Origin of the sequence: Achromobacter sp. MYb9 (genome assembly GCF_002975275.1) — a bacterium.
Lineage (GTDB): Bacteria > Pseudomonadota > Gammaproteobacteria > Burkholderiales > Burkholderiaceae_B > Achromobacter.
On sequence record NZ_PCOQ01000004.1, the window covers coordinates 79,544 to 103,153 of the forward strand.

Below are 23,610 nucleotides of genomic sequence, written 5' to 3' on the forward strand. Positions count from 1 at the left end.
AGGCCCTGCCTATCTATGACCCCTGACGAATATTGCCAGGAGAAAGCCGCCAAGAGCGGTTCCAGCTTCTACTATTCTTTCCTGTTCCTGCCGCCCGAACGCCGCCGGGCGATCACCGCGCTGTACGCGTACTGCCGCGAAGTGGACGATGTGGTCGATGAATGCACCGACCCGTCGCTGGCCCGCGTCAAGCTGGCCTGGTGGCGCACGCAGGTCGACCAGATGTTCGACGGCAAGCCGGACCACCCCGTGACGCGCGCGCTGCAGCCGCATCTGCAAAGCTGTTCGATCACCCGCGAGCGCCTGCTGGCCGTGGTCGACGGCATGGAAATGGACCTGGACCAGACCCGCTACCTGGATTGGCCGGGCCTGCGTAAATACTGCTGGCACGCCGCAGGCGTCGTGGGCGAGCTGTCCGCCGGCGTCTTCGGCTACAGCGACCCCAAGACGCTGGTCTATGCCGAAAAATTGGGCCTGGCGTTCCAGATGACCAACATCATCCGGGACGTGGGCGACGACGCGCGCCGCGGCCGCATCTACATTCCCGTCAACGAGATGCAGCAATTCGAGGTCAAGGCCTCGGACATCCTGAATGGCGAATACTCGGAACGTTTCACCGCCCTGATGAAGTTCCAGGCCGACCGCGCCCGCGAGCTCTACCGGGAAGCGATGCGCAATCTGCCCGAGGCCGACCGCCGCTCGCAACGCCCGGGACTGATGATGGCCGCCATCTATCACGCCTTGCTGGACGAAATCGAGCGGGACAACTGGCAGGTGCTGCACCAGCGCATCTCGCTGACCCCGCTGCGCAAGCTGTGGCTGGCATGGAAAACGTGGGTGGGCGGCGGACGCGGACTGGTCCGCCGGTTGGCGCGGTGAAGGCGGCGGTCATCGGCGCCGGCTGGGCGGGGCTGGCGGCCAGCGTCGCCCTGCGTGAAGCCGGTGCCAAGGTCACTGTGTTCGAAGCCGGCCATACGCCCGGCGGCCGTGCTCGCCGCGTGTTCCACGGCGATTTCGACGCGCCGCTGGACAATGGCCAGCATCTGCTGTCGGGCGCCTACAAGCAGACGCTGGCGCTGATGCGCCGGGTGGGCCGCAACCCCGATGCGCTACTGATGCGCCGGCCGCTACGGCTGGCCACCCTGGACGGCCGTTTCCGCCTGTCGGCCCCGCGCCTGCCCGCGCCGCTGCATATGGCGATCGCTATCCTGCAGGCGCGTGGCCTGTCGTGGCCCGACCGTTTCGCGACCTTGCGCCTGATGCGCGGCCTGAAAACGATGTCATGGATGCCGCCTCGCGACTGGACGGTGCAGCATCTGCTGCATTACCACGCGCAATCCGACGCGTTGATCCGCCAGCTCTGGGAACCACTTTGCCTGGCCGCCCTGAACACGCCGGCCGCCACGGCCAGCGCGGGGCTGTTTGCCCGCGTGCTGCGCGACAGCCTGGCCGGCACCCGCGAAGACAGCGACTTGCTGCTGCCCTGCACCGACCTGTCCGCCCTGTGGCCCGATGCCGCGGCGCGCCAGGTGACGATGCGCTACGGCAGCACCGTGCGCCAGCTGGACCCTTCCGACGACGGCATCGTCGTCAACCAGGAACGCTTCGATGCCGCCGTGCTGGCGGTGCCGCCGGCTTTCGCGGCGCGATTGCTGGACGCGCCCCTGCGGCAGGCCGGCGCGACTGGGTTGCTGAATGCACTGAAGGCGTTCACCTATCTGCCCATCGCCACGCTGAACCTGCGCTTGGCGGAACCGTGGAGCCTGCCCGAACCCATGATGATGCTGCGCGAGGAAGCCGCGCGCGGCCACGTCGGGCAATGGCTATTCGACCGCGCGCAATTGGCGGGCGACACCAAGGCGGGCGAACTGGCTGTCGTGGCCAGCGCCGCCACCAGCATCGCCGAGCGCAACCGCCATCAGGTGATCGAGGCCCTGATCGACCAGGTAGCCGAGCAGGCGGCGCGCCATCCCGCGCGGCTGCCCGCCATGCCGGAAGTGACGGCATCCGAACTGCTGATTGAAAAGCGCGCTACCTTCGCCGCGGTGCCGGGCCTGACCCGCCCGTTGAATTCGACGCCTTGGTCCACCTTGGCGCTGGCCGGCGACTGGACCGACACGGGTTATCCGGGCGTACTGGAAGGCGCGGTGCAAAGCGGCCTGCAGGCTGCCCGGGTCTTGAACCCGCGCGCGGACCTGGCAGCGGATCTGGCCGCGGATTGATCCGGCGGCGCATCGTGCGCGCCGCCGCTTGCCATGATGCCTTCGACGCTTAGCGCAGCAGGTGCGCCGTGGCGATGCCCGCGGCCGTCAGCACCAGCGATCCGGCCAGGCTAAGCCCGGCGTAACCCAACGCGCTGCCGTAGGCGCCGCGTTCGAGCATGCCCACGGTTTCGGCCGAGAACGTCGAAAACGTGGTCAGGCCGCCCATGAAACCGGTGATGGCGCCCAAGCGCACCCAGGCCGGCCATTCGGGGTGGCCCGCCACCATCGCCAGCGCCAATCCCACCAGATATCCGCCCGCCAGGTTGACGGCTAACGTGCCCCAAGGCCAGGACTCGACATTCAGCCACAGGCTGACAAGCCAACGCGTCCAGGCGCCAAGAACGGCGCCCAGACCGACGGCCAGGAAATTCAGGGGAATCAGGGTTTGGTAGGCGGACATGGTCGTCAAGAGGCGCGGTGCTGTTTGAGCCGCAGGGAAAAGACCAGCAGCAGTATGCCAAAGAACACGGCGTAGATGCCGATGACCCATACCAGCGCCAGCGCGCCGGCGCCGGGCTGCATGACCAGCATGGCGCCGAAGAGGATCGACACCACGCCGGACAACGCGAGCAGCCATTCGTTGCGGATTTCCTTGCGGAAGCGGATGGCGGCGATGACCTGGAACACCCCGGCCGCAAGCGCCCAGAACGCGATGATGTAGAGCAATAGCAACGCCGTCAGCCCGGGCCACAGGAAGGTCACGATACCCGCCGCCACGCCCAGCAGCCCAACGATGATCAGGGCCCACAGCGGTTTGCCGTTCTCGCGGATGCGCACCCCCGCGATCAGGGCCAGCGCGCCATCCACCAGCGCAAACGCTCCCCATACCAGCACCAGCGCCGACAAGGTGATGGCCGGCATGAACAAGGCCATCAATCCGAACAGGATGGCGACGACGCCGCGCAAGGCGACCCACCCCCAATGACGACCGATATCCCCCCATTGCGGTTCCAGCATGACGCACCTCCGGTGTTGGTAACGGTGGCCTATCTTATCCCCGCCGAACCGCAGCCGCCACGCCGCGGGCGGCCGGATCGATGGCGCCCAGCGAAACAGATTGAAATTTCCATGTTCGCCAAGCCTGGGGTTTTATAAGAGTAATTCTCATTAAATGTTAGAATCCGCGCCTTCAAATCGAATCCCTCATGGACAGTCAACCCGCCCCACGGCGCCGGGCCTATTGGCTCAAGACGCTGCATCAATGGCACTGGATCAGCTCGGCGCTATGCCTGCTGGGGATGCTGCTGTTCGCCGTCACCGGCTTGACGCTGAACAACGCCTCGCACATCGAATCGAAAGCCGTGGTGACCAGCCGGCAGACGCAATTGCCCGAACCCGTGTTGAAGCAATTGTCCGTGCCCGCCGGGCAAAAGAAGGCGCCGCTGCCGGCTCCCGTGGCGCGATGGCTGGATGAATCGCTGGATGCCGCCACGGCCGGCAAGACCGCCGAATGGTCGGCCGACGAGGTGTATTTGTCGCTGCCGCGCGCCGGTGGCGATGCCTGGCTTTCCATCGACCTTGCCAGCGGCGAGGTGGAATACGAACGCACCGACCGTGGCTGGATCTCGTACCTGAACGACTTGCACAAGGGCCGCAACACCGGTCTGGCCTGGAGCTGGTTCCTGGATATTTTCGCCGTCGCCTGTCTGGTCTTTTCGCTGACCGGGCTGGTACTGCTGAAGATGCACGCAGACAACCGCAGCGCGACCTGGCCCATGGTCGGGATGGGCGTCGTGATCCCCGTGGTGCTGGCCCTACTGTTCATCCATTGATTCCATCCGATCCGCCCCTGGAGAATTCCATGCGCAAACTGCTCTTGCCCGCCCTCCTGGCCGGCCTGATCGCCCGAACGGCCCACGCGGCCGATATCGGCCTGAACATTGAAGTGCCGCGCCTGGACGTGGCCGAGTACCACCGTCCCTATGTGGCGATCTGGATCGAAAACCCCGACCAGAGCGTCGCGGCCGACCTGGCCGTCTGGTACGACGTGGCCAAGAAGAACAACGAAGGCGCCGAGTGGCTGAAAGACATGCGCCAATGGTGGCGCCGCAGCGGCCGCAACCAACAGTTTCCGGTGGACGGCGTCAGCGGCGCGACCAAGCCCGTGGGCAAGCACGCGCTGAGCTTCGACGCGGCCAGCCAGCCCCTGTCCACGCTCAAGCCCGGCCAATACGCCGTGGTTGTCGAAGCCGCCCGCGAAGTCGGCGGCCGTGAACTGCTGCGTATCCCCTTCCAGTGGCCGCCGCAGAAAGCCGAGCAACTGACGGCGCGCGGCGAACATGAACTGGGCGCCATCGCGCTCGACCTCAAACCCTGATGCCCATCGAATCGCCTTCAAGGAGCGCAACCATGAAATCCGCCGCCAAACTGGCCGCCGCCCTGGCGCTGTGCCTGCCCTTTGCCTCGCACGCGCATGATGTCTGGATCGTGCCGTCCTCCACCGTGCTGTCGGGCACCGACAGCTGGATCACGGTCGACGCCGCCGTGGGCAATGACAAGTTCTATTTCAACCATGCGCCGATGCGCCTGGACGGCCTGGCCATCGTTGCCCCGGACGGCAACGCCGCCGAAGCCGAAAACCTGAACCGCGGCAAGCTGCGCAGCACCTTCGACCTGCAACTGAAGCAAAGCGGCACCTATCGCGTGGCGGTCGTGAATGACGGCGTGTTCGCGCGCTGGAAGGAAGACGGCAAGAACAAGCGCTATTTCGGCAAGGTGGAAGGCATGGCCCAGGCCGTGCCCGCCAACGCCCAAGAGCTTGAGGTGTCGCAAAGCCTGGGCCGCGTCGAGACGTTCGTGACGGCCGGGAAACCGACCGCCATCAAGCCGGTGGGCCGGGGCCTGGAACTGGCGCCCATCACGCACCCGAACGATCTGTTCACGGGTGAAGAAGCCACCTTCCAGATGCTGGTGGATGGCAAGCCGGCCGCGGAACTGGATGTGAACGTGGTGCCCGGCGGCAGCCGTTATCGCGACAAAGTTGGCGAGATCAAGCTGAAGACGGACAAGGACGGCAAGTTCTCCGTGAAGTGGGCGCAACCGGGCCTGTACTGGATCGAAGCGGGCATGGAAGACGCCAAGATCACCGTGCCGCAAGCCAAGAAGCGCCGCTTGTCGTACGCCGGCACGGTCGAAGTGCTGCAGCCCTAAGACGCGACGGGCGCGTGGCCACCTCTCCTTCCTATGCGCCGCGCGGCGCGGCGGCGCCTGCCCTCCGCGTCGCGTATGGCGCCATGCCGGCCGCACGACTGACCCCGGCCGCGTTGGCCGGCGCCACCATGGGCACCACCTGGTCGGCGCGCATGGCGCTGCCCGCCGGTTGCAGCGACCACGCGGCGCGGCTGGCGATCCAGGCCGCGCTGGACGAGGTCGTGGCCCAAATGAGCACCTGGGAAGCCGGTTCCGACATCAGCCAGTTCAATCAGGCGGGTCCGGGCTGGCGCGCCTTGCCCGACGCGTTTTTCCATGTCCTGCGCCATGCGATGGCGCTGGCGGGCGACACCGCCGGGGCCTATGACCCGACCGTGGGCCCGCTCGTGAACGTGTGGGGTTTCGGTCCGCATCAACGCGCCTTTGAACCGCCCTCGCCCGCCGCCGTCGACGCGGCGCGCCTGCGATGCGGCTGGCGGCGCGTGGCGCTGGATGCCGAAACGCAGCGTGCCTATCAGCCGGGCGGCGCGTATCTGGACTTGTCATCCATTGCCAAGGGCTATGGCGTCGACCGCGCCGCGATGGCGCTGGACGCCCTGGGCATCACGCAATACCTGGTGGAGGTCGGCGGCGAACTGCGCGCGCGCGGCAGCCGGCCTGACGGTCAGCCCTGGCGCGTGGCCGTCGAGGTGCCCGACGCCAGCGACGACCATGCCCTGGCCTTGCCGCTGGAAGACGTCAGCATCGCCACGTCCGGCGACTATCGGCGCCACGCCGGCAGCGGCGACGCGCGCTACGCGCACACCATCGACCCGCGCACCGGCCAGCCCGTGCGCAACAACGTCGCATCCGTTTCCGTGCTGCATCCAGTCTGCATGCATGCCGACGCATTGGCCACCGTGCTGACGGTGCTGGGCGAAACGGACGGCCTGGACTATGCCCGCCGCCATGATCTGGCGGCCCTCTTCATCCTGCGCGACGCCGGCGCCTATCGCGTCATCGCCACGCCGGCATTCCAGGCGCGGGCGACCCCTCGTTAAGCCCATGAGCCTGACCCGGTTGATCGCTGCGGCATGCGTGGTGGGGCTTTGGCTGCTGCTCTGCCTGTGGGCATGGCGCCGCGCCAGACGGCACGAGGCGCTGCACGCACAAGCCCTCCAGGCCCTGAACGCGCCCACACCCGAAGACACCCTGCTGGTCGCCTACGCAACCCAGACCGGCTACGCCGAAACGCTGGCCGCCCAGACCGCCGAATCGCTGCGCGCCGGCGGCCTGACCGTCCGGGTGGCCGCGTTGGACCAGTTGGACCTGGCGCGCCTGTCCTCGTATCGCCGCGTCCTGTTCGTGGCCAGCACCTATGGCGAAGGCGACCCGCCCGACGCCGCCGCAGCCTTTGCCGGCCAGATGCAGGCCGCGTCCGCCGCTCCCGGTACGGCTCCGGCGCTGGCGGGCCTGCAATACGCCGTGCTGGCGCTGGGCGACAGCGAATACGCCCAGTTCTGCGGATTTGGCCACCGGCTTGACGACTGGCTGCACGCGCAGGGCGCGACGCCGCTGTTCGACCGGGTGGACGTGGACAACGGCGACCCGGCCGCGCTGCGCCATTGGCAGCACCACCTGGGTTTGCTGGCCGGCCGCAGCGACCTGCCTGACTGGCAAGCGCCGGTCTATGACGCCTGGCGGCTGACGGACCGCCGCCTGATGAATCCCGAGAGTCAGGGCGGCCCTTGCTATCTGCTGACGCTGACACCTCCCCCGGGCGGCATGCCGCCATGGACGGCGGGCGACATCGCCGAGGTCGGCCCCCGGCATGCACGCGGCGGCCCGGTGCAGGCGCACCGCGAATATTCAATCGCGTCCTTGCCGGAAGATGGCGCGATCCAGTTGCTGGTGCGGCAGATGCGCAGCGCCGACGGCGGATTGGGAGTGGGCAGCGGATGGCTGACCCATATCGCGCAGACCGGCGACGAGATCGCGCTGCGCGTGCGCGCCAACCGCAATTTCCACGTGCCAGAAGACGGACGGCCGTTGATCCTGGTGGGCAATGGCACCGGACTGGCCGGTCTGCGGGCCCTGATCAAAGCCCGCCGCGCCGCCGGCCACCGGCGCAACTGGCTGATCTTCGGCGAGCGCAATGCCGCGCACGATAACTTCTGCCAAACGGATATCGACGCCTGGCGGCAGGAAGGCACGCTACCGCGCGTGGACGCCGTGTACTCGCGCGACCAGCCCCAGCGCCGGTACGTGCAGCATTTGCTGCGCGAACAGGCGGACGCCGTCAGGTCGTGGGTGGAAGCCGGCGCCGCGATTTATGTCTGCGGCAGCCTGCAAGGCATGGCGAGCGGCGTGGATGCCGCCCTGCAAGACATCCTGGGCGACGACCGCCTGCAAGCCATGCAGCACGGCGGCCGTTACCGCCGCGACGTGTACTGACGCGCGCTTACTGAAGCTTGATCTGCGCGCGATCGATCACGGTCTTCCAGCGGTCGCGTTCGCTGCGGATCTGTTCGGCGAATTCAGCCGGCGTGTTGCCCAGCGGGAACGCGCCCGTCTCTTCCATCTTTGCCGCGGTCGCGGGGTCGCGAACGGCTTGGGCGAACGCCTGCGCCAGCTTGTCGCGCACATCGGCCGGCATGCCGGCCGGTCCCACCACGCCGTACCAGGCAGTGACGTCGTAGTCTTTGTAGCCTTGCTCGGCGAAGGTCGGCACGTCGGGCAGGCGCGGGTTGCGCGCGGTGCCCGTAATGGCCAGCGCGCGCAGGTGGCCGCTTTTCAGGTAAGGCAACGACGACGGGAAATTGTCGAAAATCACCGGGACCACGCCGCCCACGGTGTCGGTCAGCGCAGGCGCCGACCCGCGATACGAAATGCTGTTCATCTTGCCGCCGATGATCTGCAGGAACCAGATCATGCCCAGATCATTCACGCCGCCCGCACCGGCATTGGCGTAACCGTCCTTGTTGGGATTGGCGCGCACGTGCGTCACGAAGTCGGCCAGCGTCTGTGCGGAGAACTTCGGGTTCACGCTCAGGATGTTGGGGCTGGTGACCAGGTTGCTGATGGGCGTGAAATCCTTCACCGGGTCGTAAGCCAGGTTGGGGAACAGGTGCGGCGCGGTGCCGTGCGTGCTGACGGTAGCCAGGCCCACGGTGTAGCCGTCCGGCTTGGCGCGCGCGGTTGCGACCATGCCGATGGTGCCCGAGGCGCCAGTGCGGTTTTCCACCACGATCTGCTGACCCAGGATCTCACCCGCTTTCGCTGCCGCCACGCGGCCAACGATATCCGTGGGGCCACCAGCCGGGAACGGCACGATCAGCGTAATGGGATGGTCGGGAAAAGCGGCGTGGGCGGCGGGCAGCACGGCGGCCAGCAGCAGGGCCATACAAGTCTTGCGCATCATCATGATGGGGGAGTCTCCTGAGGGGTGGTTGCTGTTGTTATTCACTATCTTGGCCGCGCGCGGCAGGTTCCCGCCGCAGTATCTTGCCGGGACGCGCCGTGCCGCCTGCCGCCGGAAACACCGGATGCCCATTGACCAGCACGTGCTCGACGCCGGCGGACGCCAGCGTGGGAGATTCCCATGTCGCGCGGTCCACCACCGTGTCGGCATCGAACACCGTGATGTCCGCCCATGCGCCCACGCTGAGTTGTCCGCGCCCGGCCAGGCCAAATACGCGCGCCGGCAACGCCGTCATCTTGGCGACCGCGGCCTCCAGCGTCAGCAGTTCGGCTTCGCGCACATAGCGGCCCAGCACGCGCGTGAAACTGCCCCACAGGCGAGGATGCGGATGCGCGTCATTCGGCAGGCCGTCCGAGCCCACCATGCAGCACTCGTGCTGGAAGATGCGCCGTACTTCGGCTTCATCCATGGCGAAGTAGATGGCGCCCGCCGGGCACAGCTTGCGGGCCGCGGCGGTCTTGTCGCAGCCCCAGCGTGCGGCGATGTCGGCCAGCGATTCGCCGCTACATTCCGGATGCGGCGTGGACCAGGTGATGCGGATATCGTCGATGCTCTCGGCTCGCTCCGGGATCAGGATGGTCGAACTGCCCGGGTACGGATAGATGTCCAACGCCACGTCCACGCCTTCGGCGCGGGCGCGGTCGATATTGGCCAGGGTGGCGCGGCTTTTGCCCCAGTTGCGCGGCATCATGCATTTGTGATGCGACAGCACCGTGGCGCAGCCCGTCTGGCGGCCGACGGCCAACACTTCGTCCACGGCGGCTTCGACCTCGTCGCCTTCATTGCGGATATGGCTGGTATGCAGCGCGCCGTGGGCCGCCGCCACGCGGGCCAGCCCCTCTAGTTCAGCGGATTCCGCCACGCCGCCGGGCTGGTACGCCAGACCCGTGCTGAACCCCACTGCGCCGGCGGCAAGCGCGTCGGCCAGCATCCGTTGCATGGCCGCCTGCTCTTCCAGAGTGGGGGCTGCCGTCGGGTCTCGCATGGCCGCCAGGCGCAGATTCGCGTGGCCCACCAGGGCCGCCACGTTGATCATCGGGCGCTGCACGCGCACTTCGTCGAAGTAGGCCTGCATGTCGGCAAACAACGGCGTTTCGCCCAGCAGCGCCAAGGCCGCGGCGGTGTTGCCGGGCAACGGCGCAGGCGCGCCGCTGACGCCGCAATTACCCACCACGACGGACGTGATGCCCTGGCTGGTCTTCCATTCCAGGCCCGGTTTCTCGACGAACATCAGGTCGTCATGGCCATGCACATCAATGAAACCCGGCGCCACGATCTTGCCCCGGGCATCCAGCCGCCGGACAGCGGCCACGCCGGACAAGTCGCCAATGGCCGCGATGCGCTCGTCCGCTACGCCGATGTCGGCGCGTTGCCGAGGCCCGCCCAGCCCGTCGATAACCCAGCCGCCTTCAATAATCAGATCCATTGTTTCCTGCCGCATGATCGTCCTGCCAGATGAAGCCCAGGGCCTGTAGACACGAGAAAAAGCCGTCACAGGCCGTGTGAACAGGCGCTAGTATCGTCGGCGCGATCAATCTGGGAAAATTGTTTTTACTGATCCATCTATCGTGGTTTGCAATGAATCGCCTGCCCAAGCACGTCACTTTGAAGCACCTGACCGCCTTTGTCGCGGTGGCGCAGGAATCCAGTTTCACGCATGCCGCCAAGCGCCTGTTCCAGACGCAATCGTCGGTGACCAGCCTGGTGCGCCAGCTGGAGGACGCGCTGGCGACCCAGCTTTTTGCGCGCACCAGCCGCCGCGTGCTGCTGACCGCGGCGGGCGAAGAGTTTCTACCCCGGGTGATGCGGCTGCTGGCGGATTTCGACGGCGTGATCGAAGACGTAGTGCGTTATGGCGCGCTGGAGCGCGGGCGCGTGGGCGTGGCGGCGGCGCCCTCGGCCATCACGCAGATCATCGCGCCGGCGGCGGCCGGCTTCTCCGCCCAGTATCCCGCCGTGCGCCTGTACCTGAGCGATGACAATTCCGGCCGCATCCAGCGCAAGGTCGCCACGCGTGAGGTGGACTTCGGGTTGACCAGCCGCTGGGCCGATGCGCCGGGACTGCGCTTCGACCCGGTACTGGAAGACCGGTTTGGCGTGCTGTACCGCGCCGACGACGACAGCCTGCGGCCGGGGCGCGACGGCACCATGCGCTGGTCGGACCTGGCGCAACGCAAACTGGTGGGCGTGGTGGACGAAACAGGAATCATGGCGCTGCTGCGCGCCCGTGCGGACTTGCCCATCGAGGCGGGCGCGCCGTTCTACGAGGCGTCCAGCACAACGTCGCAGGCCGCGTTGGTGAAAGCCGGCCTGGGCGTGGCGCTGCTGCCGGCGCTGGCCGCCGAACGCGTGCTGGAACCCGGCTTGGCCTACGCGCTGCTGACGCGGCCGACCGTCGTGCGCACGGTCTGCATCATCCGGCACAAGGAATATCCGCTAAGCCCCGCCGCGCAGGCGCTGATCCGCGCCATCCACGACTACCTGCGGGATGCGCCGCTGCCGGCCGGCTGCAAGCGCTTGCCGCCGCTTCCCTAGGGTTAGCCGCAATTTGCGTGTTCGCGTCTGCCTCGTACCGTAGATAAATATGTTTATCGTACAAAGTCCGAGGCACATCGATTGGAGCAGCACGTGAAGCAGTAGGTCTAACCCAAGGGGAAGTCGTCATGAAACGTCGCAGTGCGTTAAAGCTGATCGGAACCGCAGCCGGCCTGAGCCTGACAGGCAGGGGCTGGGCGCAGAGCGGACCTTATCCGTCCCGAGTCATCAGGATCATCGTCTCGTCCACGCCCGGAAGCGCCACCGATCTTGCGGGGAGGCTGGTCGGAGACCTGCTCTACGCGAAATATGGCCAGAGCGTGGTGATCGAAAACCGCGCCGGCGCCGGCGGCGTCATCGGCATGCAGGCCGCAGCGGCCGCCAAGCCAGACGGCTACACCCTGACCACCGGCGGCCTCGGTCACAACGTCCTGCCGCCGGCAACGCTGCGCGGACTGCCTATCGACATCCCCACCGCGCTGCTGCCCATCGCCCAGGTCGCGGAATTCGTCAATGCGCTGGTCGTGCGCGCGGACCACCCCGCCAATACGGTGTCCGAGCTGATCGAACATCTGCGGGCCAGCAAGCGCAAGCCGCTGTACGGCAGCAACGGCGTGGGCAGTTCGTCGCAGATGACAGCGGAACTCTTCGCCATGCGTACCGGCCTGAAGTTCGACCACGTGCCCTACAAGGGCGCGGCCGACGCCCTGGTAGGCACGGCCAACGGCGACCTGGATCTCTGTTTCATGAATCTGCCGCCCACCCTGCCCATGGTGGAAGGCAAGCGCCTGAAGGCCCTGGCGGTAACCAGCGCCTATCGCGCGCGGCAACTGCCCAAGGCGCCGACGATGCAGGAACAGGGCATGGCGGACTTCGACGTGACCAGTTGGCTGGGCATGTACGCGCCGTCCCAGATCGATCGCGCCATCGTCGCCCAGTTGTCGGACACCATCGTGACCGGGCTGGCGACGCCTGAATTCCAGGCTCGCATCATCAACGCCGGTTTCGAGCCCAAGCTGCGCAACTCGGCCGAATTCCAGGCCTTCTCGGCTGCGGAGTTCAAGCGCTGGAGCGAGGTGGCCAAGCAGGCGGGCGTTGTCGTGGACTACGGCGCCAAGTAAACGGCACGGGCCGCCCCGGCGTGGGCGGCCCGTGCCGGCATGGCGCGACGGCCCGGGAAGCCGTCAGGCGCGCGCTTGCCACACCTCCGGATTGACCATGGCCTGCGGCGTCTTGTTGCCCAGCGCATCCATCAGATTGGCGACGGCCAGGTCTATCATGGCGCGCCGCGTCTCGTGCGTGGCGCTGCCCACGTGTGCCTGCAGCACCACGTTGGGCAACTGGCACAGCGGGCTGGCGGCCGGCAACGGCTCTTGCTCCATCACATCCAGGCCTGCGCCCGCGATGGTTCCGGCGCGCAGCGCCTCGATCAGCGCCGCTTCGTCGATGACCGGGCCGCGCGCCGTATTGATCAGGTAGGCGGACGGCTTCATCAGCGCCAGCTCGCGCTGACCGACGGAGTGGCGCGTTTCGGCGGACAGCGGAATATGCACGCTCAGCACATCCGACACCTTGAACAGCTCGTCGCGTTCGACGTAGGTGGCCAAACCGTCGGCTTGAGGATCCTGGCGGCGGTTGTGATAGACCACTTTCATGTCGAACGCGTGCGCCGCGCGCGCCACCACACGGCCGATGCGGCCCATGCCCAGCAGCCCCAGTGTCTTGCCGCGGATGTCGCGAGTCAGGGGAAAAGCCCCCTTGGTCCATTCGCCGCTACGCACGAACGCATCGCCCGCCACCAGGTTGCGGGCCAGACACAGCATGAGGCCGATGGTCACGTCGGCCACCGCGCCGTCAAGCACTCCGGGCGTGTTGCAGATCAGCACCTTGCGCCGGGTGGCGGCGGCCAGATCGACGTTGTCGAAGCCCACCGCGAAATTCGAACTGACGGTCAAGGCGGGAAAGGCGTCCAGCAGCGCCTGATCGACTTTGGTGCGCATGGTGCAGACCATGCCGACGATCTGCTCGCGCAACGCCGCCGGCACGGTCTCGGCAGGATTCTGCCCGGTGGGCACATCGACGATTTCGCACCGTGCGGCGAGGCGTTCGCGCAGATCCGCCGGCAGCGGCGCGGACACGATGACTTTGGGCTTTTGGTTCATTTACGGCTCCGGTAAGGTCAAGGTTCGATTGCTTCGACGTCGGTGGCGAACACCTGCTGCTCACCGGCGTCGACCAGCGCGGGTTCGGCCGGATGTTCCAGGTATCGGACAATCAGCCAGAACCCGTCCTGCGGGTTCTCTACGATCTCGGCCAGCGCGCCGCCGGCCATGCGCACGCGCACGCCTGCCTGGAGATCGACGAGGTTGATGGATTTGTTGTCGGCCATGGCGGTTTGCTCCGTCGCGCCACCGTTACAGTTCCAGCTGCGAAGACGGCACGCGCACGCGAATGCCGTCCAGCGCTGGCGTCATAATCACCTGACAGGACAGGCGGCTGGTGGCGCAACGCTCCGGCACCACCTCAAGCAGAGCTTCCTCTGCCATGCCCGGCGGTTCCAGCCGCGCATGCCAGGAGGCGTCCACTTGCACATGACAGGTACCGCAGATGGCGCCGCCGCCGCAGTCGGCGACGATGCCATCCAGGCCGTCGCGGCGGGCCGCCTCCATCAGTGACCAATCATCGGGAACGTCCAGCACCTGTTCGGCGCCGTCGGGCAACTCAAATATGGCAAAGGGCATGATGCCTCCCTGGCTTCACTACGGTTCATGACGCGGATTCGGGCGAGCCGATGCGCGGCACGCTCTTGATGAATTCCACCGGGCTGTCGACCGCTTCGATGGCAGCCAGCCGGCCCTGTTGATAGCGCTCCACCAGCCACCCCTTGGCGGTGGGCAGTAGTACGTCGCGACACGCCTCGGCGGGATTGACCAGGCCCGCCATCTGCAGGCGCCGGCCCTGCTGCTCTGACCAGAACGTGGGCGGACGCGGCGCCGGCGGACTCTTGCCGGCGATGGCGGCCGCCGCCGTGCGTGCCTGCATCAGCGCGTTCTGCACGCTCTCGATGCGCGCATGGCGCTGCAATTCGCCGCGAAACGCGCTGGCGCAGTCGCCAATGGCGTAGACATCGGGCGCCGACGTCCGGCAGCACTCGTCCACCACCACCCCATCCAGGCAGATCAGGCCTGCCGCCTCGGCCAGCGCGGTCTCGGCGATGGCGCCGATCGACACCAGCACCAGATCGGCGTCCAACGCCGTTCCATCGGCCAAGTTGGCGCGCCAGCCTGTCGCGGTGCGCTCCCATCGCGCCACCGCCGCGCCGTGGCGAATTTCTATGCCGGCTTCGCGGTGCAGGGCGCCGATGCGCGTGGCGGTCGGCTCGGACACCTTGCCCGCCATCACGTTGCCGCCCTGCTCCAGCACCACCACCTGGGCGCCCAGCTTGCGCGCCGAACATGCGGCCTCCAGGCCCAGGTAACCCGCGCCGACCACCAGCAGCCGGACGCCGGGACGCAGCGCCTGGCGCAACCGGTGCGCGTCGTCCAGGCCGCGAACCGAATAGGTCTGCTCACCCGCCACCTCCGCGATAGGGCGGGCGCTGGCGCCCGTGGCCAGCACGCAATGCTCGTAGCCGACCACCCGGCCGGAGCGCGTGGTGAGGGTATGCGCGGCCGTATCGATGCTGGCCACCGGGTCGCCGGCCACGACCACCACGCGCGACTTTTCGTAAGCGCTGTCGGCCCGCAATGCGATGCGCTCGGCGCTGGTTGCGCCGGTCAAAAGCGCCTTGGACAGCGGCGGCCGCTCGTAGGGCGCATGCGCCTCGGCGCCGAACAGCGCCACGTCGCCTTCAACGCCGGCCGCGCGCAAGGCCCAGGCGCACTCTACCCCCGCATGCCCCGCGCCGATGATGGCCGTATGGACGTGCCGCACCCGAGAAGACGATTCCATGGCCGTCATGCTCCGAATTTCAGGGAAATGTTGGCGCGCGTGGCAACCTGCTTCCAGCGTGCCAGCTCGGCCCGGTTCAATTCCGCAAAGGCGTCCGCCCCCGACGGCCTGGGTTCAAACCCCGCCGCGCTAAGCGTTTCCACCGCCTGCGGCTGCGCCATGCCTTCCTGCAGCGCCGCGCTCAGCTTGCTGACCAATCCAGCCGGCAATCCCGCCGGGCCGTACAGCCCCAGCCAGCTTGTCACATCGAAATCCGCCACGCCCTGCTCGGCCATCGTCGGCACGTCCGGCAATTGCTTGCTGCGATAGCTGCTGGTCACGGCAATCGCGCGGATAGCCCCCTTGCGGACCAACCCCATCACGGGCGGCAGATTGCTGAAGCTGAAATCCAGGTTGCCGTTGACCACGTCCACCAGCATCTCGCCGCTGCCCTTATAGGGCACGTGCAGCAGATTGGTGCCGGTGCGCTGCGCGAAGAAGGCGGTGGTCAGGTGCACCGACGTGCCGACGCCGTTGGAACCGTAGTTCAATCCGTCCTTGTTGCGGGCACGCGCGGCGGTGATCAGGTCGTCCACGCTGCGTACCGGGGAATCGGCCCGCACGATCAACACATTGATGAACTCGGCCATCTGCCCGATGGGCGTGAAGGCGCGCGACATGTCCAGCGGCAGCCCCGTCACCGTGGCCATGGGCAACACCATGCCACCCAGGCCATTGAGCAGCAGCGTGTACCCATCCGGCGGCGCGGTAGCCACCTGCTGACTGCCTATCATGCCGTTGGCGCCGGGACGGTTCTCCACCACGACGGGCTGGCCGAACTTGCGGCTAAGGATGTCCCCTGCCAGCCGGCCCGCCACATCGGTCACGCCGCCAGGCGGATAGGGTACGATCAGGCGCATGGGCTTGGCGGGAAACGCGCCGTCGGCCGCCCGCGACACGCCGGCCGTCGCCACGGCAATGCCGGCGGCCATGGCCTTCAGTACAGTACGTCTATGCATGCTGCGACTCCAGGTATGGACGAGTCTCGTCCTGTCGGCGGACTGGCCCCGAGTGGAAAGAAAACGATCGAACTGCGGCAGGGGCGGCGCTAGAAGAAGATCGTGAGCGCCTTGGAAAGCAGGACGTTCTGGTCCAGATGGATCTCCCGCGCCAGGATCGTCCAGCGTCCGTCACGGCGGCGCAGGACGTCCTCGCGCTTGCCGACGAACAAGTTGACCTCGGTCTGCAGGCGGTTCTGGTAGATCAGAAACCGCGAGCGCACTCGCACGCGCTCGCCGCCGCCCTCGTCCGGCGCGAGGTCCAGCACGCGGATGTTGGTCACCAGGCGCGATACGCGCGAGGCCGGTTCCTCGGCCCAGTGAATGCCGGTCTTGATCTGCGCGACACGCTGGCGCAACGTATCGATGCCCTCGTCAAACCACGCGGCATCCTGCGTGCTCGAATATTCTTGTGCCATGGCGTCGCGCCGCACGTTGCGGGTAAGCGGCATGCGGTAGGAAATGTCCTCGTCCAGCAGGCCCAACCAGGCGTCGAAGTCGCGATGGTCCAGCAGATCGGCTTCGTAGTGCAGAAAGCGCTGCGCCTGCCACCAGACCTGCATGTCGTCCACGCTGGAATCCCGCGCCTCGGCCGGTGCATTTTCGATGCTTGCGTTCATGCCGCCCGCTCCTCGAGGCGCACGGCGCCGGCCATCAACTGTTCCCAGGACAGGCCGTTCATGAACTGCGCCCAGCGCCGGTAATAGATACGCGCGTTCTCTTCCGTGTACTCGCCGTTGACGGCACAGCCCGGAATTTCCGGCACGGGCTGTGCATGCCCCACGCCCATCTGATAATTGAAGTAAAGCTCGCGCGACATGGCGCCCATGCTGGCCTCGGTCGCCCCCGTCCAGTTCTCCATGTCGTCCGACTCGGTCATGCCGCCCGGCCCCGAATAGCGCAGAAAGTAGTGGCGCATGGCTTCCTTCACGGCTTCGGGCGCGTCCTTGTCCACCAGATACATGCGCCACATCTCCATCTCGGTCGCGCTGATGGGATGGAAGACCGCAAGCGTGCGCGGCTGGCGCCCGTGAAACGACATGTTCGGGAAAATCGTGCCCACGCTGGTCTGCACCCGCATGGCCGACCCGAGCGTGCGTTCACGCTGCTCGTGGATCTGGCGGAAATAAGCCTCCACCTCGGGATAGCGCGCATACTGCGGCGCGTAGGGCCCCTCTTCATAAAACGGCAAGCGCCCCAGCAACCCATGTCCGAGCTCGGGAAAGCAGATGGCCGATCGGCTGACGGACGCATCGCGACGCCCCTTGCCTCCCCCTGGCCCGATGCCCACGATGTCCACCGAGCGATGGCTGATGTCGTGGTACAGGTCGCCGATGAAATTCTCGGGCGCGAACTTCCAATTGCACTTCACGCGCCACTTCTGCACCCCGCCGATGACCTCGGAACCGCCCGGGCTGCCATCGCGATGGTCCAGCGCCGCGTCCAGGTACAGGCGCATATTGCCCAGATAGTCCTCGAACGGCGGCGCGTCCGCGTCCCACGTCGCAAAGACCGCGCCCTTGTAGTTCACCACTTGCGCCACGGTCTTCAGGCCCCACTGCTTCTTGTCCAGCTCGCCCTTGTAGTGCGTCGCGTGGCCGGGCACACCGACCAGCTCGCCGGGCCGCTCCACCAGCTTGCCGTCGGTGGAAAAGCTCCAGCCATGGTACGGACAGGTAAAGGTCCGATTGTTGCCGTGGTCATAGCGGCACAGCTTCATGCCACGGTGCGCACAGCTGTTGAGCATGACCTGTATCAGGCCCTGCCGGTCGCGCGTCAGGATTACGGACTCTGTTCCCATGCGCGACACAAAATAATCATCCGGCTTGGGCACCAGGCTCTCGTGTCCCACGAACAACCACGCCCGCGAAAACACCTGCCTGAGTTCCTGCTGGAATATGTCGTCGTCCACGAAGATAGACCGGCTGACCAGCCCTTCGTCGGCGCGCACCAACTCATCGATCGTCTTATGACCCATCACCACTTCCCCTTGGAGGATGCCCCCAAACCCGGGCGCCTACGGTCTTTCCGCCGTGGCCGCCGCTGTACGCAGACGTGCTTCCGTGTTGTCGACGTGGGTACGCGCATGCTGTCGCGCAAGCTCCACGTCGCCTTTCTCGATGGCGGCGAACAACGCCTCGTGCTCTTTCTGCGCCTGTGCGCCGCGGCCCGCGATCTTGGCCGACCGCGAGCGCGAGACGCGCAGGTTCTTCTTCAGAAGAACCGCCAGGAAATCGAAGAAATTCAGGTAGTGTTCGTTGCGGGTGGCACGCGCCACGCAGCGATGGAATTCCATGTCGGCATCCACGCCCACCGCAACATCGCCGGACGCGATCGCGTCGGCCATCTTGCGCAAGGCCTGGCGCATGGCGGCCAGGTCTGCTTCGCTGCGGCGTTCGGCCGCAAGCGGCGCGGCCTCGATCTCGAAGCCCCGGCGCAGTTCAACGATACGCAGCACCTGGTCGGCATCGCCGATATCCGCCGCTTGCATGCGCAGTACCGACGGCCGCGCCGTCTGCATGACGGTCAGGCCACGGCCCTGCTTGCTTTGTACGATGCCATCGCCCTTCAGGCGGGAAACCGCTTCGCGCAGCACCGTGCGCGAAACGCCAAGCCGGGTCGCGATGGTCTGCTCCGGAGGGAGGACCTCGCCGACTTGATAGTCGCCACTGGTGATCTCATCCAGCAGCATCTCGGTCACCCGGTCCGTCAGGTTGGGTTCTGACTGGAACGGAGCGACAGAGTCCTTTTTCAACAGTACTCGGGAAGCTGAAGTAGGCATAAGGAAGATCGTCCGAAAACGTGCATCTCATTGCCAGCCCGCGTTGCCTCGGCTGTGTACGTGCCCCGGAAGGGGCGCGTTGAAAATACGATAATCGTATAAGAATAGAGGTGGGTATTAGGGGAAGTGCGGATACGGGGGTGAAGGGCTACCGCCGCGCAGCTTAGAAAGTCAGGTTCTTGAACTCGCGCGTGGCGGCGGTCAGGGCCTGTTCGGTGGGCAGGCGCTCCATTGAACTGGCGCCGTAGAAGCCGTGGCAATGCTTGCAGGCGCGCAGCACATGCGTGGCGTCTTCGGGTGTGGCGATGGGTCCGCCGTGGCACAACACGATGATATCCGGGCGCACCGCCAGCGCGGCGGCGGCGATGCGGTCGATCGCGGCCACGCAATCGTCCAGCGTCTGCGCGGTTTCGGCGCCGATGGCGCCGCCCGTCGTCAGGCCCATGTGTGCCACGATGATGTCCGCGCCGGCCTTCGTCATCGCCACCGCGTCGTCTTCATTGAAGACGTACGGCGTGGTCAGCATGCCCTTCTGGTGAGCCAGGCGGATCATGTCCACTTCCAGCGCGTAGCCCATGCCGGTCTCTTCCAGGTTGGCGCGGAAGGTGCCGTCGATGAGGCCTACGGTGGGAAAGTTCTGCACGCCGGAAAAGCCTTGGCGCTTCAAGTCGTCCAGGAACACGTCGAAGTCGCAGAACGGGTCGGTGCCGTTCACGCCGGCCAGTACCGGCGTCTTCTTCACCACCGGCAGCACTTCACGCCCCATGTCGACGACGATCTCGTTGGCGTTGCCGTAGGCGAGCAGGCCGGCCAACGAGCCCCGCCCGGCCATCCGGTAGCGCCCCGAGTTATAGATCACGATCAGGTCGATGCCGCCCGCCTCTTCGCACTTGGCCGACAGGCCCGTGCCCGCGCCGCCGCCCACGATGGGTGTGCGCGCGCGCACCATGGCGCGAAACTTGTCCAGCAGTTCGTTACGGTCAAAACGGGGCATGGCGGCAATCCTTAATGGCTAGCGATTTCAAGAAAATGGTCGACCGCCGTTTTCGCGAACAGCGGGTCGTTGATATGGCAGGGCACGCGCACCAGCCGCCGCTGCGGTGTCTGCACCAGGTTGGCTTCCAGCGCGGCGAACAGGGCGGCGTCGGCCTCGGGATCCCAGAACGCCTGGCCCGGCGCATCCAGCGCCGAGACGCCGCCCTCGGGAATCAGGAAGCGCACCGGCCCTTCGCACTGATTCAGCCTGGCGGCGATCCACTCGCCCTGGCGGGTGTTCTCCTCGACGGTGGTGCGCATCAGCGTCACCTGCGGATTGTGCGGATAGAACTTGCGGCCCTGATAGGGCTCGGGAATGGTCTCCATCCCGCCGAAGTTCACCATGTCCAGCGCGCCGCACGAGCCGACGTAAGGCGCGCGGGTGCGGGCCACGGCGCCGAAGCGGTCTTCCGTGCAGGCCAGCACGCCGCCGAACAGGAAATCGCAGACTTCGGTCGTGGTCAGGTCCAGCACGCCGCCCAGCAAATGGCTGTCCAGCAGCTTTTCCATCGACTGCCCGCCCGTGCCCGTGGCGTGGAACACCAGGCAGTCATAACGGGATTCCAGCAACGGCGTCACCTGCTGCACGCAGGCGGTGGTCACCCCGAACATCGTGATGCCGACCGCGGGCCGTCCATCGTCTTCAATGGCAACGCCCGCCTGACGGAATGCGCCGCCGATCGCGCCGGCGGCATTGGCCAGCACGCGGCGGGAAATGCGGTTCAGCCCGGCCACATCCGTCACCGAATACATCATGGCGATATCCGACGGGCCGACATAGGGCGCGACATTGCCCGAGGCCATCGTCGACACCATCAGCTTGGGCGTGCCGATGGGCAGTGCGCGCATGGCCGGCGTGATCAACGCCGTGCCGCCCGACCCGCCCAGCCCCAGCAAAGCGCCGATGGCGCCGTTGCCGGCCGCGTAGCGTTCAAAGGCCAGGGCCATGGCGGCGATCGCCGTGCCGCGGTCGCCCGTGAACACCGCTTCCGGGCCGTCGGGATGGCTGCCAGCCACTTCGCGGGCCTGTACCTGCGCGGCGCTGGCGGCGCCCGACGTGGACACGTCCACCGACACCACGTCCAGGCCCTCGCGTTTGAGCAGATCCACCACGTATTCCGCTTCGTGGCCCTTGGTGTCGTAGGTGGCGGCGACAAACACCCGCCGGTTCGATTGCGTCATGGCTCCTCCGCGGGCGGCTACACTCGGTGCGCGCCTCGATATGTGAGGCCGCTAGGCCTGTAGAATCAAGAAATGAGACGAAAGAATCATACTGAGACACCTGTCTCACGTCAAACCTCCCTCCCCTCCACGTCCCCTGCTTCCGCCGCAGGCGGCGCCGCGCGCCTGATCGCACCTGCCAGCCGGCAGGCCGCCGCCAGCGGGGAACCGCCCCACGGACCGCGCGCCCGCATGCGCAAGACACTGCTGGACGCAGCGCAACAGCTGATGGCGCAGGGCATCACGCCCTCTGTCGCCGAGCTGGCCGAGCATGCCCGGGTATCGCGCGCGACCGCCTACCGCTACTTCCCCAGTCAAAGCGCGCTGATCGCCGCCGTCGTGGACGAAAGCCTTGGGCCCATCCTGGCCTGGGACTCCACATCGTCCGACGCCGCCACGCGCGTCGACGAATTGCTGCGCTTTGCTTTTCCCCGGCTGGAGGCACACGAAGCCTCGTTGCGCGCGGCCATCATGGTGTCTTTGCAACAGCACGCCGAAGCCAGCGCAGGCAAGACCGGCAACGAACCGCGCCTGGTGCGCGGACATCGGGTCGACATCCTGAAACGCGCCATCGCGCCGCTGGCCGCCGACCTGACGCCGGCGCAGCAAGACCGCGTGGCGCAGGCGTTGTCGCTGGTGTATGGGTCCGAGGTGTTCCTGGTGTTGAAAGACATCTGGGAGCTGGAACTGCCCGAGATCACGGACGTGGTGCGCTGGACAGCGCAGGCCATCATCGCGCAGGCGGTTTCCGAAACACGGCCTGCCAAGAAATAAGCGGGGAAGCGCCGCGCAAGGACGTGCCCGCGCCGCCGTCATTCCCCATCACGGGCGAGCGCGACGCCGCGCCGTTCCCGGCCGATCACAAGGCGGCCAGGGTCTCGTCCAGCGCCGACACCAGCCGGTCCGCGTCGGCTGCCGAGAACGGAAGCGGCGGCCGGATCTTCAGTGTGTTGGCGTGTTCGCCCGCGCTGCCCGTTAACACTTGACGGTCCCGCAGTCCGTTGACAACGCGCACGGCCTCCACCGTGGCGGGCTCACGCGACCGGCGGTCGCGCACCAGTTCCACGCCAATGAACAGGCCCGCGCCGCGCACGTCGCCGATGATGTCGTGCTTGGCGGCCAGCGTACGCAGGCATTCTTGCAGATACGCGCCGACGCACTCAGCGTTCTCCATCAGCTTTTCCTGTTGCACGGCACGCAGCACGGCCAGACCCGCGGCAGCCGACACGGGGTTGCCGCCGAACGTATTGAAATACCGTCCATTGCGGCCGAACGCCTCCAGCACTTCCGGCCGCGCGGCCACGCCCGCCACGGGGTGGCCATTGCCCAGCGGCTTGCCCATGGTGATCAGGTCAGGCGCGACGCCGTGCCGCATGAAACCCCACATCGCCTGGCCGGTGCGGCCCATGCCTGCCTGCACTTCGTCGGCGATGAAAAGGCCGCCGGCCGCGCGCACGGCATCAACGGCGCCACTCAGGAATCCCGCTGGCGCGGCCTGGACGCCATCACTGGAAAAGATCGTGTCGACCAGCAACGCCGCTGGCCGCAAGCCTTGCCGGCCCAGGTCGGCAATGGCCTCTTGCACCGCATTCGCCAACGCCGGGCCAACGCCGTCGCCCCCCTGCCGGTACGTATCCGGCGGGGTCACCGTGCGCACCGTCGGGCCCAGCGTGACATAGCGCCCCAACGACGGCGACGCCTGCGCGATCGATAACGTGACGCCGTGGTACGCAAACCGCGTGACGATCAGTCCGGTGGCGCCGGTATGCGCCTGCGCGATCCGCAGCGCCAAATCGTTGGCTTCGCTGCCGGTGCAGGTGAACATCACCTGCCCTGGCCCCGCCGGAAAGGTTGCGAGCAGGGCTTCGGCATAGTCCAGCACGGTCTCGTGAACATACCGCGTGTGCGTGTTCAGGATGGCGGCCTGCCGCGCTATCGCGTCGACCACGGCGGGATGGCAATGCCCAAGCGGCACGACGTTGTTGTAGGCATCCAGATAGGGCTTGCCTTGCGCGTCATACAGCCAGACGCCCTCGCCCCGTACCAAATGCACGGGCGAGTCATAGAACAAACGGTAAGCCGGGCCAAGCAGACGCTGGCGCCGCGCGATCAGGGCGGCGGTCTGATCAGCGCCCTGCCCGTCGTCGAAATTCGGCAAAGTCATGGAGGCGTCCT

The 23,610-nt window shown here is 66.9% G+C and carries 25 protein-coding genes; 10 read left to right on the plus strand and 15 right to left on the minus strand.

Features of this window, described 5'->3' with window-relative positions:
* Positions 1 to 15 precede the first annotated feature (15 nt).
* Together hpnD and hpnE are read left to right on the plus strand one after the other, a co-directional pair.
* Positions 16 to 879 carry a presqualene diphosphate synthase HpnD gene (gene hpnD / locus CQ050_RS08475; RefSeq protein ID WP_105556377.1) on the plus strand — a complete coding sequence of 288 codons (864 nt, stop codon included), beginning with the start codon at positions 16 to 18 and terminating at the stop codon, positions 877 to 879.
* The gene (hpnE, locus tag CQ050_RS08480) at positions 876 to 2,222 is read left to right on the plus strand and encodes a hydroxysqualene dehydroxylase HpnE (RefSeq protein WP_105556378.1); all 1,347 of its coding nucleotides are present in this window, start codon (positions 876 to 878) and stop codon (positions 2,220 to 2,222) included. The genes hpnD and hpnE overlap by 4 nt, the downstream gene beginning before the upstream one ends.
* Positions 2,223 to 2,271: 49 nt before the next feature.
* On the opposite strand, the gene crcB is transcribed toward hpnE, so the two are convergent.
* Entirely contained in the window at positions 2,272 to 2,664 is a 393-nt protein-coding gene (gene crcB, locus CQ050_RS08485; RefSeq protein ID WP_105556379.1) for a fluoride efflux transporter CrcB, read from the minus strand.
* 5 nt (positions 2,665 to 2,669) lie between these two features.
* Entirely contained in the window at positions 2,670 to 3,221 is a 552-nt protein-coding gene (locus CQ050_RS08490; protein ID WP_105556380.1) for an HdeD family acid-resistance protein, read from the minus strand.
* 188 nt (positions 3,222 to 3,409) lie between these two features.
* On the opposite strand from CQ050_RS08490, the gene CQ050_RS08495 reads away from it, so the two are divergent.
* The 5 genes from CQ050_RS08495 to CQ050_RS08515 are packed head-to-tail and all read left to right on the plus strand — an operon-like array spanning position 3,410 to position 7,847.
* Complete coding sequence (locus CQ050_RS08495; RefSeq protein ID WP_105556381.1) at positions 3,410 to 4,036, plus strand: PepSY-associated TM helix domain-containing protein; 627 nt, start codon at positions 3,410 to 3,412, stop codon at positions 4,034 to 4,036.
* A gap of 29 nt (positions 4,037 to 4,065) precedes the next feature.
* Positions 4,066 to 4,581, plus strand: coding sequence for a DUF2271 domain-containing protein (locus CQ050_RS08500; protein WP_105556382.1), 516 nt, complete (start codon positions 4,066 to 4,068; stop codon positions 4,579 to 4,581).
* A 32-nt stretch (positions 4,582 to 4,613) separates the two neighbouring features.
* Positions 4,614 to 5,414, plus strand: a complete 801-nt coding sequence (locus CQ050_RS08505; protein ID WP_105556383.1) for a DUF4198 domain-containing protein — start codon at positions 4,614 to 4,616, stop codon at positions 5,412 to 5,414.
* Between the two features lie 14 nt (positions 5,415 to 5,428).
* On the plus strand, positions 5,429 to 6,454 hold the full coding sequence (locus tag CQ050_RS08510) for an FAD:protein FMN transferase (protein WP_105556384.1): 1,026 nt from the start codon (positions 5,429 to 5,431) through the stop codon (positions 6,452 to 6,454).
* Positions 6,455 to 6,458: 4 nt separating this feature from the next.
* Complete coding sequence (locus CQ050_RS08515; protein ID WP_105556385.1) at positions 6,459 to 7,847, plus strand: sulfite reductase subunit alpha; 1,389 nt, start codon at positions 6,459 to 6,461, stop codon at positions 7,845 to 7,847.
* Positions 7,848 to 7,854: 7 nt separating this feature from the next.
* On the opposite strand, the gene CQ050_RS08520 is transcribed toward CQ050_RS08515, so the two are convergent.
* Together CQ050_RS08520 and CQ050_RS08525 are read right to left on the minus strand one after the other, a co-directional pair.
* Positions 7,855 to 8,814 carry a tripartite tricarboxylate transporter substrate binding protein BugE gene (locus CQ050_RS08520; protein WP_199196774.1) on the minus strand — a complete coding sequence of 320 codons (960 nt, stop codon included), beginning with the start codon at positions 8,812 to 8,814 and terminating at the stop codon, positions 7,855 to 7,857.
* A 37-nt stretch (positions 8,815 to 8,851) separates the two neighbouring features.
* Complete coding sequence (locus CQ050_RS08525; protein ID WP_304529340.1) at positions 8,852 to 10,315, minus strand: amidohydrolase family protein; 1,464 nt, start codon at positions 10,313 to 10,315, stop codon at positions 8,852 to 8,854.
* Between the two features lie 137 nt (positions 10,316 to 10,452).
* Here CQ050_RS08525 and CQ050_RS08530 point away from each other — a divergent pair, with 137 nt between their 5' ends.
* On the plus strand, positions 10,453 to 11,409 hold the full coding sequence (locus CQ050_RS08530) for a LysR family transcriptional regulator (RefSeq protein ID WP_105556386.1): 957 nt from the start codon (positions 10,453 to 10,455) through the stop codon (positions 11,407 to 11,409).
* A gap of 128 nt (positions 11,410 to 11,537) precedes the next feature.
* Positions 11,538 to 12,530, plus strand: a complete 993-nt coding sequence (locus CQ050_RS08535; protein ID WP_105556387.1) for a tripartite tricarboxylate transporter substrate binding protein — start codon at positions 11,538 to 11,540, stop codon at positions 12,528 to 12,530.
* A 63-nt stretch (positions 12,531 to 12,593) separates the two neighbouring features.
* Here CQ050_RS08535 and CQ050_RS08540 read toward each other — a convergent pair whose 3' ends face one another.
* From CQ050_RS08540 to CQ050_RS08585, 10 genes are all read right to left on the minus strand, one after another.
* The gene (locus tag CQ050_RS08540; protein WP_105556388.1) at positions 12,594 to 13,571 is read right to left on the minus strand and encodes a 2-hydroxyacid dehydrogenase; all 978 of its coding nucleotides are present in this window, start codon (positions 13,569 to 13,571) and stop codon (positions 12,594 to 12,596) included.
* Between the two features lie 17 nt (positions 13,572 to 13,588).
* Complete coding sequence (locus CQ050_RS08545; RefSeq protein ID WP_105556389.1) at positions 13,589 to 13,798, minus strand: hypothetical protein; 210 nt, start codon at positions 13,796 to 13,798, stop codon at positions 13,589 to 13,591.
* Positions 13,799 to 13,823: 25 nt separating this feature from the next.
* Positions 13,824 to 14,150: a 2Fe-2S iron-sulfur cluster-binding protein gene (locus CQ050_RS08550; RefSeq protein ID WP_105556390.1), complete on the minus strand. Its 327-nt coding sequence runs from the start codon at positions 14,148 to 14,150 to the stop codon at positions 13,824 to 13,826.
* Between the two features lie 25 nt (positions 14,151 to 14,175).
* Positions 14,176 to 15,360 (minus strand): NAD(P)/FAD-dependent oxidoreductase, encoded by a 1,185-nt coding sequence (locus CQ050_RS08555; RefSeq protein ID WP_233213899.1) that lies wholly within the window; start codon positions 15,358 to 15,360, stop codon positions 14,176 to 14,178.
* A gap of 5 nt (positions 15,361 to 15,365) precedes the next feature.
* Positions 15,366 to 16,358, minus strand: a complete 993-nt coding sequence (locus CQ050_RS08560) for a tripartite tricarboxylate transporter substrate binding protein (RefSeq protein ID WP_233213900.1) — start codon at positions 16,356 to 16,358, stop codon at positions 15,366 to 15,368.
* 89 nt (positions 16,359 to 16,447) lie between these two features.
* The gene (locus CQ050_RS08565; protein ID WP_105556391.1) at positions 16,448 to 17,017 is read right to left on the minus strand and encodes a 3-phenylpropionate/cinnamic acid dioxygenase subunit beta; all 570 of its coding nucleotides are present in this window, start codon (positions 17,015 to 17,017) and stop codon (positions 16,448 to 16,450) included.
* Positions 17,014 to 18,375 carry an aromatic ring-hydroxylating dioxygenase subunit alpha gene (locus CQ050_RS08570; protein ID WP_105556392.1) on the minus strand — a complete coding sequence of 454 codons (1,362 nt, stop codon included), beginning with the start codon at positions 18,373 to 18,375 and terminating at the stop codon, positions 17,014 to 17,016. Before CQ050_RS08570 ends, CQ050_RS08565 begins: the two co-directional genes overlap by 4 nt.
* Before the next feature lie 39 nt (positions 18,376 to 18,414).
* Entirely contained in the window at positions 18,415 to 19,152 is a 738-nt protein-coding gene (locus tag CQ050_RS08575; RefSeq protein WP_233213901.1) for a FadR/GntR family transcriptional regulator, read from the minus strand.
* Between the two features lie 190 nt (positions 19,153 to 19,342).
* The gene (locus CQ050_RS08580) at positions 19,343 to 20,173 is read right to left on the minus strand and encodes a phosphoenolpyruvate hydrolase family protein (RefSeq protein WP_105556394.1); all 831 of its coding nucleotides are present in this window, start codon (positions 20,171 to 20,173) and stop codon (positions 19,343 to 19,345) included.
* An 11-nt stretch (positions 20,174 to 20,184) separates the two neighbouring features.
* The gene (locus CQ050_RS08585; protein WP_105556395.1) at positions 20,185 to 21,396 is read right to left on the minus strand and encodes a Tm-1-like ATP-binding domain-containing protein; all 1,212 of its coding nucleotides are present in this window, start codon (positions 21,394 to 21,396) and stop codon (positions 20,185 to 20,187) included.
* Positions 21,397 to 21,561: 165 nt separating this feature from the next.
* On the opposite strand from CQ050_RS08585, the gene CQ050_RS08590 reads away from it, so the two are divergent.
* Complete coding sequence (locus CQ050_RS08590) at positions 21,562 to 22,209, plus strand: TetR/AcrR family transcriptional regulator (RefSeq protein ID WP_105556610.1); 648 nt, start codon at positions 21,562 to 21,564, stop codon at positions 22,207 to 22,209.
* An 85-nt stretch (positions 22,210 to 22,294) separates the two neighbouring features.
* Here CQ050_RS08590 and CQ050_RS08595 read toward each other — a convergent pair whose 3' ends face one another.
* Positions 22,295 to 23,599: an aspartate aminotransferase family protein gene (locus tag CQ050_RS08595; protein ID WP_105556396.1), complete on the minus strand. Its 1,305-nt coding sequence runs from the start codon at positions 23,597 to 23,599 to the stop codon at positions 22,295 to 22,297.
* Positions 23,600 to 23,610: the final 11 nt, after the last annotated feature.

Excerpts from the sequence above, each read along its gene's own strand:
- CQ050_RS08490 (WP_105556380.1), bottom strand. The coding sequence starts at position 3,221 with ATGCTGGAACCGCAATGGGGGGATATCGGTCGTCATTGGGGGTGGGTC.
- CQ050_RS08515 (WP_105556385.1), top strand. The coding sequence starts at position 6,459 with ATGAGCCTGACCCGGTTGATCGCTGCGGCATGCGTGGTGGGGCTTTGG.
- CQ050_RS08495 (WP_105556381.1), top strand. The coding sequence starts at position 3,410 with ATGGACAGTCAACCCGCCCCACGGCGCCGGGCCTATTGGCTCAAGACG.
- CQ050_RS08525 (WP_304529340.1), bottom strand. The coding sequence starts at position 10,315 with ATGCGGCAGGAAACAATGGATCTGATTATTGAAGGCGGCTGGGTTATC.
- CQ050_RS08570 (WP_105556392.1), bottom strand. The coding sequence starts at position 18,375 with ATGGGTCATAAGACGATCGATGAGTTGGTGCGCGCCGACGAAGGGCTG.
- CQ050_RS08505 (WP_105556383.1), top strand. The coding sequence starts at position 4,614 with ATGAAATCCGCCGCCAAACTGGCCGCCGCCCTGGCGCTGTGCCTGCCC.
- hpnD (WP_105556377.1), top strand. The coding sequence starts at position 16 with ATGACCCCTGACGAATATTGCCAGGAGAAAGCCGCCAAGAGCGGTTCC.
- CQ050_RS08540 (WP_105556388.1), bottom strand. The coding sequence starts at position 13,571 with ATGAACCAAAAGCCCAAAGTCATCGTGTCCGCGCCGCTGCCGGCGGAT.
- CQ050_RS08565 (WP_105556391.1), bottom strand. The coding sequence starts at position 17,017 with ATGAACGCAAGCATCGAAAATGCACCGGCCGAGGCGCGGGATTCCAGC.
- CQ050_RS08560 (WP_233213900.1), bottom strand. The coding sequence starts at position 16,358 with ATGCATAGACGTACTGTACTGAAGGCCATGGCCGCCGGCATTGCCGTG.
- CQ050_RS08520 (WP_199196774.1), bottom strand. The coding sequence starts at position 8,814 with ATGATGCGCAAGACTTGTATGGCCCTGCTGCTGGCCGCCGTGCTGCCC.
- CQ050_RS08535 (WP_105556387.1), top strand. The coding sequence starts at position 11,538 with ATGAAACGTCGCAGTGCGTTAAAGCTGATCGGAACCGCAGCCGGCCTG.
- CQ050_RS08545 (WP_105556389.1), bottom strand. The coding sequence starts at position 13,798 with ATGGCCGACAACAAATCCATCAACCTCGTCGATCTCCAGGCAGGCGTG.
- CQ050_RS08555 (WP_233213899.1), bottom strand. The coding sequence starts at position 15,360 with ATGGAATCGTCTTCTCGGGTGCGGCACGTCCATACGGCCATCATCGGC.
- crcB (WP_105556379.1), bottom strand. The coding sequence starts at position 2,664 with ATGTCCGCCTACCAAACCCTGATTCCCCTGAATTTCCTGGCCGTCGGT.
- CQ050_RS08500 (WP_105556382.1), top strand. The coding sequence starts at position 4,066 with ATGCGCAAACTGCTCTTGCCCGCCCTCCTGGCCGGCCTGATCGCCCGA.
- CQ050_RS08595 (WP_105556396.1), bottom strand. The coding sequence starts at position 23,599 with ATGACTTTGCCGAATTTCGACGACGGGCAGGGCGCTGATCAGACCGCC.
- CQ050_RS08550 (WP_105556390.1), bottom strand. The coding sequence starts at position 14,150 with ATGCCCTTTGCCATATTTGAGTTGCCCGACGGCGCCGAACAGGTGCTG.
- CQ050_RS08530 (WP_105556386.1), top strand. The coding sequence starts at position 10,453 with ATGAATCGCCTGCCCAAGCACGTCACTTTGAAGCACCTGACCGCCTTT.
- CQ050_RS08585 (WP_105556395.1), bottom strand. The coding sequence starts at position 21,396 with ATGACGCAATCGAACCGGCGGGTGTTTGTCGCCGCCACCTACGACACC.
- CQ050_RS08580 (WP_105556394.1), bottom strand. The coding sequence starts at position 20,173 with ATGCCCCGTTTTGACCGTAACGAACTGCTGGACAAGTTTCGCGCCATG.